General features: G+C 44.6%; 12 protein-coding genes and 2 pseudogenes. 9 read left to right on the top strand and 5 right to left on the bottom strand.

Going from position 1 to position 10,487, the window contains the following annotated elements; genetic code table 11:
• Positions 1 to 135: 135 nt before the first annotated feature.
• The 4 genes from E3D00_RS10490 to E3D00_RS10475 all read right to left on the bottom strand — a co-directional run bounded on the left by E3D00_RS10490 (position 136) and on the right by E3D00_RS10475 (position 4,240).
• A complete protein-coding gene (locus E3D00_RS10490; RefSeq protein WP_141462505.1) occupies positions 136 to 1,167 on the bottom strand; it encodes a ParB/RepB/Spo0J family partition protein in 1,032 nt (343 codons plus the stop codon).
• 48 nt (positions 1,168 to 1,215) lie between these two features.
• Positions 1,216 to 2,415 carry an AAA family ATPase gene (locus E3D00_RS10485; RefSeq protein ID WP_141462504.1) on the bottom strand — a complete coding sequence of 400 codons (1,200 nt, stop codon included), beginning with the start codon at positions 2,413 to 2,415 and terminating at the stop codon, positions 1,216 to 1,218.
• 270 nt (positions 2,416 to 2,685) lie between these two features.
• Positions 2,686 to 2,805, bottom strand: a complete 120-nt coding sequence (locus tag E3D00_RS10580) for a helix-turn-helix domain-containing protein (protein ID WP_181442026.1) — start codon at positions 2,803 to 2,805, stop codon at positions 2,686 to 2,688.
• A gap of 259 nt (positions 2,806 to 3,064) precedes the next feature.
• Positions 3,065 to 4,240, bottom strand: a complete 1,176-nt coding sequence (locus E3D00_RS10475) for a tetratricopeptide repeat protein (RefSeq protein WP_141462502.1) — start codon at positions 4,238 to 4,240, stop codon at positions 3,065 to 3,067.
• Between the two features lie 118 nt (positions 4,241 to 4,358).
• On the opposite strand from E3D00_RS10475, the gene E3D00_RS10575 reads away from it, so the two are divergent.
• The 3 genes from E3D00_RS10575 to E3D00_RS10470 are packed head-to-tail and all read left to right on the top strand — an operon-like array spanning position 4,359 to position 5,029.
• On the top strand, positions 4,359 to 4,499 hold the full coding sequence (locus E3D00_RS10575) for a plasmid mobilization protein (RefSeq protein WP_181442025.1): 141 nt from the start codon (positions 4,359 to 4,361) through the stop codon (positions 4,497 to 4,499).
• A gap of 30 nt (positions 4,500 to 4,529) precedes the next feature.
• Entirely contained in the window at positions 4,530 to 4,664 is a 135-nt protein-coding gene (locus tag E3D00_RS10695; protein WP_281279663.1) for a hypothetical protein, read from the top strand.
• Positions 4,661 to 5,029: a hypothetical protein gene (locus E3D00_RS10470; protein ID WP_141462500.1), complete on the top strand. Its 369-nt coding sequence runs from the start codon at positions 4,661 to 4,663 to the stop codon at positions 5,027 to 5,029. The genes E3D00_RS10695 and E3D00_RS10470 overlap by 4 nt, the downstream gene beginning before the upstream one ends.
• A gap of 515 nt (positions 5,030 to 5,544) precedes the next feature.
• On the opposite strand, the pseudogene E3D00_RS10465 reads toward E3D00_RS10470, so the two are convergent.
• A pseudogene (locus tag E3D00_RS10465) lies at positions 5,545 to 6,014 on the bottom strand (IS6 family transposase); the annotation flags it as partial.
• Positions 6,015 to 6,136: 122 nt separating this feature from the next.
• Here E3D00_RS10465 and E3D00_RS10460 point away from each other — a divergent pair.
• From E3D00_RS10460 to E3D00_RS10435, 6 genes and pseudogenes are all read left to right on the top strand, one after another.
• Positions 6,137 to 6,517, top strand: coding sequence for a S24 family peptidase (locus tag E3D00_RS10460; RefSeq protein WP_141462498.1), 381 nt, complete (start codon positions 6,137 to 6,139; stop codon positions 6,515 to 6,517).
• Positions 6,517 to 7,773 (top strand): Y-family DNA polymerase, encoded by a 1,257-nt coding sequence (locus E3D00_RS10455; protein WP_141462497.1) that lies wholly within the window; start codon positions 6,517 to 6,519, stop codon positions 7,771 to 7,773. Before E3D00_RS10460 ends, E3D00_RS10455 begins: the two co-directional genes overlap by 1 nt.
• Positions 7,774 to 8,270: 497 nt before the next feature.
• Positions 8,271 to 8,775: pseudogene (locus E3D00_RS10450) on the top strand (IS6 family transposase); the annotation flags it as partial.
• Positions 8,776 to 9,092: 317 nt separating this feature from the next.
• Positions 9,093 to 9,398 carry a type II toxin-antitoxin system RelE/ParE family toxin gene (locus E3D00_RS10445; protein WP_141462495.1) on the top strand — a complete coding sequence of 102 codons (306 nt, stop codon included), beginning with the start codon at positions 9,093 to 9,095 and terminating at the stop codon, positions 9,396 to 9,398.
• Positions 9,391 to 9,690 carry an addiction module antidote protein gene (locus tag E3D00_RS10440; protein WP_141462493.1) on the top strand — a complete coding sequence of 100 codons (300 nt, stop codon included), beginning with the start codon at positions 9,391 to 9,393 and terminating at the stop codon, positions 9,688 to 9,690. Before E3D00_RS10445 ends, E3D00_RS10440 begins: the two co-directional genes overlap by 8 nt.
• Positions 9,691 to 9,806: 116 nt before the next feature.
• A complete protein-coding gene (locus E3D00_RS10435) occupies positions 9,807 to 10,379 on the top strand; it encodes a recombinase family protein (RefSeq protein ID WP_141462491.1) in 573 nt (190 codons plus the stop codon).
• Positions 10,380 to 10,487 lie beyond the last annotated feature (108 nt).

Genomic DNA, 10,487 nt, shown 5'->3' with positions numbered 1-10,487 from the left:
AAAAAGTCTTCTGTGGTGAGTTGTTGGATCTATAAGAGCTTTATAAGGAACTTTTATATATAATCTTTCCCCGGGGAAATTTTTGACGAAATATTAGTGGCAAGAATTGTGATGGTAAATTTCCCCGGGGAAAGATCATCGATGTATTCCACGCCCTGTGGCATCAAGCTCTGAAAGAGCCTTATTAAGAGCTTGTAGGAGTTCCTCATTAGTAGCCCCTGATCCAGCATGAAGTCGGATTGTAACACCTTGTCGGTTGGTTGATTGAACACTTAGTGCTGGGCGACCAAGGCGTGATTGGATGACAATTGGCGCTACAAGAGTTTTTTGACTAGGGCTTGTTGCGGCGTCCATCAAACGGCGTAAAACATCTGATGATGGGATAGGAAGTTCGCCACGGGCATATAGTTCTTGTTGTTCACGAGCAATCACGCGGGCCTTAGCTGTAACACGTTTAAGAGCATGTGTATCATCCAATTCTCGTGCTAAGGCATATGCAGGTTTGAGTTGAATCGTCTCTAAAGAAGAAAAAGCCTGAAGGATATTGTCTGGTATTCGAGCCACTTGAAGCATTTTTGAAAGCCATCCTTCAGAGACACGTAGACGCTCAGCCATGCGTTTCTGTTTACCTTCATAATATTGTTTAACTGCTTGAGCATAGTTTCGCGCACGTTCGATATCAGAAATATCTTGTCTGGCCCGGTTTTCAATATCTGCCAAACGGAATGCAGCTTCGTCATCTAACGTCATAACTTGGGCTACAAACTGCATGTCAGGGTAGGAATGTTGTCTGAGCCAGGAAATTGACCAATGGCGTCGTGTGCCGGCGATCACCTCGTAATCATATGTAGGATCGTCTGTAACGCGCCGCACAATAGCGGGGACTTTTTGTCCATTCTCAGCAATGAGTGAATCAATTAGATCGGAACAGCGTTCCTCAGTAAGTTGTGCGTAAATACGTGCGTTCCCTGGCCATATCCGTACGCGTTTTGGATCAAGATGAAGTTGGGTGACCTGTTTTACTTCACCAGACTGCACACGCGCCAATGCTGTTTCACGGCGTAATAAGGCAGAAGGGCGTACGCGTTCTGATCGGGATTGTATCTCACTTGGTTCATCATCATCATGAAGTAGTGAAGCAAGATAAGGGTTAGGTTTGCGTGCCATGGTTAGTAACCGGAATAAGAGGATGAAGACCAAAGAAGGAAAATTTTGTTATATTGAGGCATGTAGAACTTCATCTTCTTTTGCAGGAGTTACGCGTCCCCATGACTGCCGAACGAGTTGCTCAATTTGACCTAATGCTTCATCCAGATTGGCACGGCATCGTTTATGCGTCTTAGGAGTGCCTATAGGTTTTTCGAGTTCATAGACCGTCATCATTCGTAAAGCAGCATGGCTGACCTCGGCTGAATCAAGAATGGGAACGGGTAGGAGGGCAGCCCCGAACGTTTGCTCCATGATCGAGCGGATCATGGCGTGGGAGGGGTCGTTGCTATCAAACTTAGAACAAATTAATCGAACGAAGTTATAGTCGAGTTCGATGCCAGCGCTTGCTAATTGTTGAAGTACTTGATCCATCATTGATAGGAACTGCACTGTGGAACAGAAGTCCGGTGTTGTAGCCGCGAGTGGTACGAGAAGTGCGTTAGCTGCTTGCATGACAGCTAAAGAGATTGTGCCAAGAGCCGGAGGAGGATCGAGGAGCACAACATCATACTGATTGGCAAGCACGTTTAGTCCTTCCTTAAGTTTACGAAAGCGCGCAGTGAGCACAGATTGACCATCACTTCCTGCCGCGGCGAGCTCATATTCGACGTCGAATAATTCAAGGTTAGAAGGGATCAGATCGACATTTGGCCAAGGTGTTGACTTAACGGCATAGGCGAGGTCTGATTCAGTCGGATCGATCGATAAATACGGATATAATGTTTCTTCACGTGTAATGTTAAAATGAGGATTAAAGCCAAAAAGGGTTGTCGTCGTGGCTTGGCTATCGCAATCAACTACTAGAACTCTATACCCCTGAATCGCGAAGTAATGAGCCAAGTGTGTCGTTACTGTGGATTTCCCTACACCACCTTTAAAGTTCTGTACTGCTATAATGGCTGGCACGTCGAGTGGGGTACGTTGTGGAGAGGCATTGAGAACAGCTCTCATATGTAGCAGTTCTTCAATGGTATATCCAAGGCGACGACCATTTTTCGAAGACGGGGCAGAGGGAAGCCTTCCATCGTCTTCTGCCATGCGTATTCGATTGGTAGAACAACACAATAGCTGAGCTGCCTCGGCTATCCCAACACGAATATTCAGCCCTTTGCGGCTGTCTGGAAGGAACGCCTTACGTCTAAGGCGCTCGATCATGCGTTCGCCAGCTTCGGCAAGGTCACCTATCTGGCTGACGATTGCATCCATATTTCTACCTCAGATATGATTTGAATGTTTTATTATTAAAATTTTACATAATTCATTCAATACTACAATTGAAATCGTTCTTCTGGATAAAAGAATTTTGGCATGATGTTTTTTTGAGAAATTATATTAGGTTTAGCGTAGTGTGTCAGGTCATCGCTGATGAGTAAGGCTCTTGTGAGTTACTGTGCTGTCACGTTGAGTTCATCGTGTTAGATGGAGTGGATGAACACGCCTCCAATAAGTTACAAATGGCATCGCTTTCCACGTGAGTTACCAGCCTCTTAACCGCGCTTCACGCAACGCATTGCGAACCGTGCGTTCACACACACCCGCTTCAGCAGCTAAGCTCGCATGAGAAGGAACACATCCTTGCTTCCCTGCAAAGGACAAAAGAGCCTTGTAAACAGCGGCTTGATGATGGCTGATATGATGAAATCGAGCCAGAGCTTCAAAAAAGACTTTAAGACGAAAGAGAGAGCATATAATACCAACACACGATAGCCGTGTGATCTTGAACTGTGCATGGCTATCAAGGGTGGGTAGCGCGGCAAACGCTCCCGCCCACCATGCGATGGACGATGAAGATAGAATTCTTCTTTATAAGATCATCGTCAAGTCTTTTCATCAGAAGAATGAAAGAACTGACAATTCATCGCGAATATTGTACCTTTACATGTAAAATTTTTAATATTTTTTTAGCATCAGCGTTCCCCTGAGCTGCAGATTTCTCAAACCATTCAACGGCTTTCTCATAATTCTCCGGAACGCCTCGGCCTAAAAAATAGCAATACCCTAAACGCCACTGAGCATTAGCATTCCCTTGAACCGCAGATTTCTCAAACCATTCAACGGCTTTTTCATCATTCCGTGGAGCACCTTGGCCTAAAAAATAGGCCAAACCTAAACGCCACTGAGCATAAGCATTCCCTTGAACCGCAGATTTCTCAAACCATTCAACGGCTTTTTCATCATTCCGTGGAACACCTTGGCCATTAAAATAGGCCAAACCTAAACGCCACTGAGCATCAGGATTCCCTTGAGCCGCAGATTTCTGATACCACTCAACGGCTTTTTCATCATTCCGTGGAACACCTTGGCCTAAAAAATAGGCTAGACCTAAACGCCACTGAGCATCAGGATTCCCTTGAGCCGCAGATTTCTGATACCACTCAACGGCTTTTTCATCATTCCGTGGAACACCTTGACCAAAAGAATAGGCCAGACCTAAACGTACCTGAGCATAAGCATTCCCTTGATCCGCAGATTTCTCAAACCATTCAACGGCTTTTTCATCATTCCGTGGAACACCTTGGCCTAAAACATAAGCCCCCCCTAAATTCCACTGAGCATCAGAATTCCCTTGATCCGCAGATTTCTGATACCACTCAACGGCTTTCTCATAATTCTCCGGAACGCCTCGGCCCCAAGCATAAGCCAAACCTAAACGAAACTGCGCTTCAGCATTCCCTTGATCTGCAGATTTCTGATACCACTCAACGGCTTTCTCATAATTCTCCGGAACGCCTCGGCCATTAAAATAGCAATACCCTAAACGTACCTGAGCATCTGCATTCCCTTGAGCCGCAGATTTCTCAAACCATTCAACGGCTTTTTCATCATTCTGTGGAACGCCTTGGCCTATAAAATAAGCCAACCCTAATAAAAACTGGTCATCAGCATTCTTTGTAGGCGCATACTTCTCAAACCATTCAATGGATTTTTCATTATTCTTCAGAACATCTTGGCTATTAGAACCCGAAGCTCCATAAGCTTTTAATGAAACAAAATTAGAAAAGATAATTAATCCAATTATAATTTTTTTCATTACACACTCTTAAGAAGGGTTGTTAGGGGGCGTTGCCCCCTGACCAAGGCGCCGATTTGCGTAGCAATATCGGGTAGCCTTATTTTATATCAGAACAAGGCACGCTAGAACACTGGATATGAGTAAAGAAATCCGCACCCACATGCTCCGGGTCCGCTTCTCTGATGACGAATGGGCCGCTCTTCAAGAGCAAGCCAATGCTGCGGGATTAAGCATGTCGGCCTTGGTACGCGATCATCTTGGCAAAGTCCGTATCTGAAACCGCGAGGACGAAAAGAAACGCCTCGCAATGCTTAATCGAATTAACGCCAACCTGAACATGATCGACCGATGGGTTAATACCTATCAGGACGCCGCCGATACGGTTCAGGTCGTCAGCCATCTCATAGCCATTCAACGCTCCATCACTGAGATCGCCGAATGATTATTGGCTTTTCCCGTTACGGCACCGGAGCAGGACGCGGCCCTGTCCAATATCTCCTCGACCCACACCGAAAAGGCCGGGAAATCAATAAACCTGTTCTATTACGCGGTCAGCCTGATGAAACACGCGAACTCATCGATAGCCTGACCTTCAAACATAAATACACATCCGGTGTGCTGTCTTTTGCTCCGGGGGAAACCATCACCCCAAAAATGGAACAAGACATCATCAACCGTTTTGAGCAGTTCGCTTTCGCAGGATTAGAGCCGGATCAGGGCAAGCTTAAGCAACTGGTCAGGCCCGTGCGCGGTTTCAAAACGCTGAAAATCGCTTTGTCTATCAAAGTAAGTGAATGGAATAATTAATATAATTAAGTATTATTATAACAATAATAATTATTATATTTATGATTATATTTTTTGTGGCAATACTAACATACATAAATATCTTATTTACAAAAAATAATTTTTATTTAATTATCTTATTTATCATTTTTAACTGTTATTATTTTTTACATTTTTTTAGCATTGCTTTTTTACGTTTCATAGGTGGATTTTATCTTTTATATCTCAAATTAAAGTCTGAGTATCGAGACCGAATTATCAATATTTTAGACTTTGTCATCGACGAAAAAGAGACTTACGATCAGGCTTTTTAAAAAAAGCCTAATCTTTAAACAAAATGGTAACATAACCAGTTCGTACTGAGAAACATCGGCAGGCCCTGTTGCAAAGTTTGGAATGGTTTATACGGTCTTGATTTCCGAGTTTTTTAGAATATGTAGATCCCGAACTGGCTTTCAACTAGACGCACCTCTCCCATGATACCATCTTGGAACTGGAAGAATTTAGCCTGTTTTTTTTCAAAGCGCGCACAGGCTAGGCAGTTTGCCTGCATATTTTAGCTCTTTGATCACGAGGCCATAGGTCGGGGATTTGTCTGTATTAATCGTCTCGGTCTTCTCCCAGTCTTTTAGTCCGTTCACGGCCTTGCCCAAGAAACTCTTGACCGCCTTGCATTTCGAGTTGGCGACAGATAGAAATCAATCGTATGGCTAGCCTTATCGACAGCCCGATACAAATAGGCCTATTTCCCTTTGATCTTGATGTAAGTCTCATCAATCCGCCAGCTGCGGGAAAAGGACGGACGTTTCCAATACCAACGAAGACGCTTTTCCATCTCAGGCGCATAGCGCTGAACTCAGCGGTAGATCGTTGAGTGATCGACGAGAACACCACGTTCACAGAGCATCGTTTCAAGGTCGCGATAGCTGGTCCCATAGCGACAAGTCCAACGAACGGCCCAGAGGATCACCTCTCCATGAAAATGACCTCCCTTGAAATCACTCATACCAACCGCCTCATCTCAAAGCCAATAAAGCCTTCAAGCAAGAGCTCAAACTTTGCAACAGAGCCTATATCAGCCTATCTTTCCTGTTGTTCACGTTATGTTCTTATTATAATAAGAACATCATGACCTATCGTGGCGATCGTACAAGCGGCTTTGCGTCTCCCGCCTCTCAGCATGTAGAACAGTCTTTGGATTTAATCCAAGATGTTCTCAGTCTTCAACAGCCCAGTCGTTATCCCGTGCGCATTGAGGGAGATGGATTGGTTGAGCGAGGCATTCATACCGGTGATATTCTCATCGTGGATGCGGCTAAACCAGCGACTTTAGGCTGTGTTGTCATTGCTAGTTTAGAAGATGACTTTAAGGCGTGTGAATATACCCTTCAAAAAGGTCAGCCAGGAATCTCTTTTTTAACTGCTTCTGGACGTCAGTTTCTCTCTTTAGAAGAGAATAATGTTTCAATCTGGGCAGTTGCGTGTGGTTTAGTACGGGCCACTGTGTAATGGCTGTCTTTGGCCTTATTGATGGCAATGCGTTTTATTGTTCCTGTCAGCGGGCTTTTGAACCTCGCTTAAAACAACGTCCCGTCGTGGTTCTGAGCAATAATGACGGCTGTGCTATTGCCCGTACTCAAGAAGCCAAAAGTCTGGGCATTAAAATGGGAGAGCCCTGGCATCTCGCTCGAAAACACCCAAAAAATAGAGATGTCATCTGGTATTCGTCAAATTATGCTCTGTATGCGGATATGTCACAACGCATGTATGAGGTTCTCAGCGCCCGAGTTCCTTCAGTTGAAGCATATTCCATTGATGAAATGTTTCTCGATCTTAGCAATCTTCCTTATGACCTCAATGATTTTTGTAAAGGCTTACGTGATGACATACGTCATCACGTTAAAATTCCTACGTGTATCGGATGGGGGCCCACTAAAACTATTGCTAAATTGGCGAATGCTTTAGCTAAAGAGGATCCTCAATATAATGGGCTTTGTGATCTGACAGATCCCGATCAGCGCAAGAAATGGTACAAGCGCTTATCCATTGATGAGGTTTGGGGAATTGGACGAAAAGTTTCTGAGAAACTAAAACGCCAAGGCGTTACAACAATTGCTGATTTTGTAGCTTTGGATCCCCACCACACGCGCTCACTGCTCACCGTTGTGGGTGCCCGTGTTCAGGCAGAGCTGAAAGGACAATCCTGTCTTGGTCTTTCGGATGTGCTTCAGCCACGAAAAGGAATTGTTTCTTCTCGTAGCTTTGGGGTCCTCTTAACCGAGTGGGAGGATATACGCGAAGCGTTGGCTTTATTCGCTCACCGTGCTGCTGAAACTCTACGTCGTGAGGATTTGCAGGCAGCGCATCTGTCCGTCATGATGCGGACTAATCCCCATAATGGTGATCCTTGGTACGCTCCTTCGGCATCTTTATCGATAGAGCCGACCTCCGATACGCGAGATCTTATTCGAATAGCAACCAGCCTAGCACAGCCTTTGTGGCGTTCGGGCTTTCGATATGCCAAAGCAGGGATCTCTCTTAACGATCTAAGACCGATCCATCAGCAACCGTCCCTCTTTGCATCTCGCTCTCCTGAAAAATCCTTAGCTCTCATGGAGGCTATGGATGCTATCAATGCCCGTTATGGACGAGATACACTAAGACCCGCCTCAACCAAAATTCAACAAGGCTGGAGACCAAGGGCAGGGATGCTTTCACCACGTTATACTACGTGTCTTGATGAAATTTTACGTGTTCAAACGTAAAGAATTGTTTTCTACGTGGTTATTTAAGTTTTATGGTTTCATAAGATTTGAGTTTATCCGTAATAATGTATCATGGACGTAGATCTTGCTTGTGTAAAAAGTGACTTAATAAATGTTTACTAGATTTTACGTCGTTTTTACAGAATTTTGTCGAGGATATAATCGTTCTGATTTACAGTAGACCATAGCCAATGAGGCTTTTTTTATCATGATGGAATTAGTATGATAGTTCACATTTATCCACAAAGATTAGGTTTTAATCAAGTTTTATTGTTTTAATTAGTTTTAGAACTTCAAAAGTGTCTTTTATCATTATTATTCAATTAGTTAAATGAAACTTTAGTTCCTAAAAGACGGTGTTTCCACAGGAATATAATTATTATTATAAATTTCTATCGCTGCTGTCACGTTAAGTTCAGCATGTTAGATGGAGCTGATGAACACGCCCCAGTGAGTTACAAAAGACACCGCTTTCCACGTGAATTAATTGCGCACCCGGTATGGCTTATGCTTGTCGTTTAAAACGCAAAGTCGCCAAGCTTGGAGATGTATGGCATCTCGACGAAGTAAGGATTGTGATTAAAGGAAAGCCTCATGGACTGTAGCGTGCTGTAGACCAAGATGGTTATATCCTTGATGAAATCTTACAGACACAACGCAATACTCAAGCGGCTAAGCGTTTACTGACCCGCCTTTTGCGCAAGCAAGGCTGTACGTTCACGGTGGATGATTACGGATAAACTGAAATCGTATGGGGTCGCAAAGCGTAAACTTTGTCTTTCTGTTCGGCATCTTTCTCACAAAGGACTGAACAATCGCGCATAAAACAGCCATTTACCGCTTCGAAAACGGGAATAGACCATGCAAAGATTCCGTTCTCCCGGCGGATGTCAGAGGTTCGTCTCCGTCTTTTCTACCGTTCGTAATCTCTTCGTGCGACCCGCGGCTAACACCAACGCTCTCACACGACACAATTATCTCATCCAAGCTTTCGCACAGTAGAACTGTCGTGGCATCTCTCGCTTGCCTGAAAGAATTTTAAAGTGCTTATCACGACCATCATAAGTTAACGTGACAGCACCAAAAAATAGCATCATTTTTAAGCACTACTTTCAAAACCAAATGACCGTCTGATCCAGGCGCTGCTTTGCCCCTTAAGCAAATCCCTTTTTACTTGCTTCCTTTAAGTCTTTTTGGTTCGGAATGCGGGAGGTGTCCGAATGTATTCGCGCCTGCTCGCGCGTAATTTTTCATTATGATGGATATAGGGTGTAGAAATAAGGATCGCCTTAACGTAGTTTTTATACTACAACGTAATTATGATTGAACTGAAGCAGACATCAACTTTTACCAAATGGGAATCTCGTCTACGGGATAAGCGAGCAAAAACGATGATTGCAGCACGACTGATGCGTCTCGCTGCAGGTTTGCCTGGAGATGTAAAATCTGTTGGTGAGGGTGTGAGTGAACTGCGTATCCATTACGGACCGGGATACCGTGTTTATTTTCAGCAACGTGGTTCTGTTGTTATTATTTTGCTGTGCGGTGGCGATAAAGGTTCACAATCAAAAGACATCATGACCGCAAAGCACTTGGCGCGTAAATGGAGTGAACGAAATGACTGAGAAACTAACAAATTACGATCCAGCCTCTGCTCTTGTCGATGATGAAGAAATCGCAGCCTTTATGGCGGATGCCTTTGAAACGGCAGATGCGGCTTATATCGCGAAAGCTTTAGGGGTCGTGGCTCGTGCCAAGGGTATGAGTGAGATTGCGCGACAGACGGGTCTGTCACGTGAACAGCTCTATCGTTCGTTTAGTGAGCGTGGAAACCCAACATTGAAAACAACACTCGCTGTTATGCGCGCTTTAGGCGTGGATATAACAGCCAAGGTCCATCAAGACGCGGCTGTCTAGACCTATCCGAAACCGCTCATTTGCGGACAGGTTTTAATGGGATGTTCGTAAATTATGTCGACAGTATTTTGAACATATTCTATATTTCGGACATATTATTTGGACGAAATTCTTCTATGCCTCGTACCTTTGCGTATGTCCGCGTTTCGACCGTCGGACAAACAACCGAAAACCAGATTCAGGACATTAAAGCCGCCGGTTTTCATGTTGAGCCACACCGGATTGTCACCGAAACAATTTCTGGCAGTACCCCTATTGCACGTCGACGGGGATTTTCACGTCTCATGGATAGACTAGAGGCTGGAGATATTTTGATTGTAACCAAGCTCGACCGTTTGGGCCGCGATGCAATTGACGTTAGTACCACCGTTAAAGCACTCACAGAGATTGGCGTCAGAGTTTACTGTCTTGCCCTTGGGGGAGCAGACCTCACCAGTTCATCTGGCACGATGACGATGCAGGTGCTCAATGCTGTTGCTCAGTTCGAACGGGATCTGTTGATCGAACGCACACAATCCGGCCTTAAACGCGCAAAGGCTGAAGGGAAAACTCTGGGACGACCTTCAGTGCTTACCGAAAAGCAGAAAAAGGATGTGCGGGCTGAATTGGCAAAAGGATCTACTATTTCAGCTATAGCTCGAAAATTTTTGACAAGCCGACAGACCATTATGCGGGTTCGGGACGAATAGTCGTCAGTTATGTGACTTTGGCAAGCGTACGGGCTCTGTTACAAATCGTTGAGTATGAAATGCAAATAAGGCTGTGACCATGCACATGGTCACATATCTTGCCAGTCA

The organism is Swingsia samuiensis (assembly GCF_006542355.1).
In the GTDB taxonomy this organism is placed as follows: domain Bacteria; phylum Pseudomonadota; class Alphaproteobacteria; order Acetobacterales; family Acetobacteraceae; genus Gluconobacter; species Gluconobacter samuiensis.
This window is presented reverse-complemented; position numbering and strand designations above follow the sequence as displayed.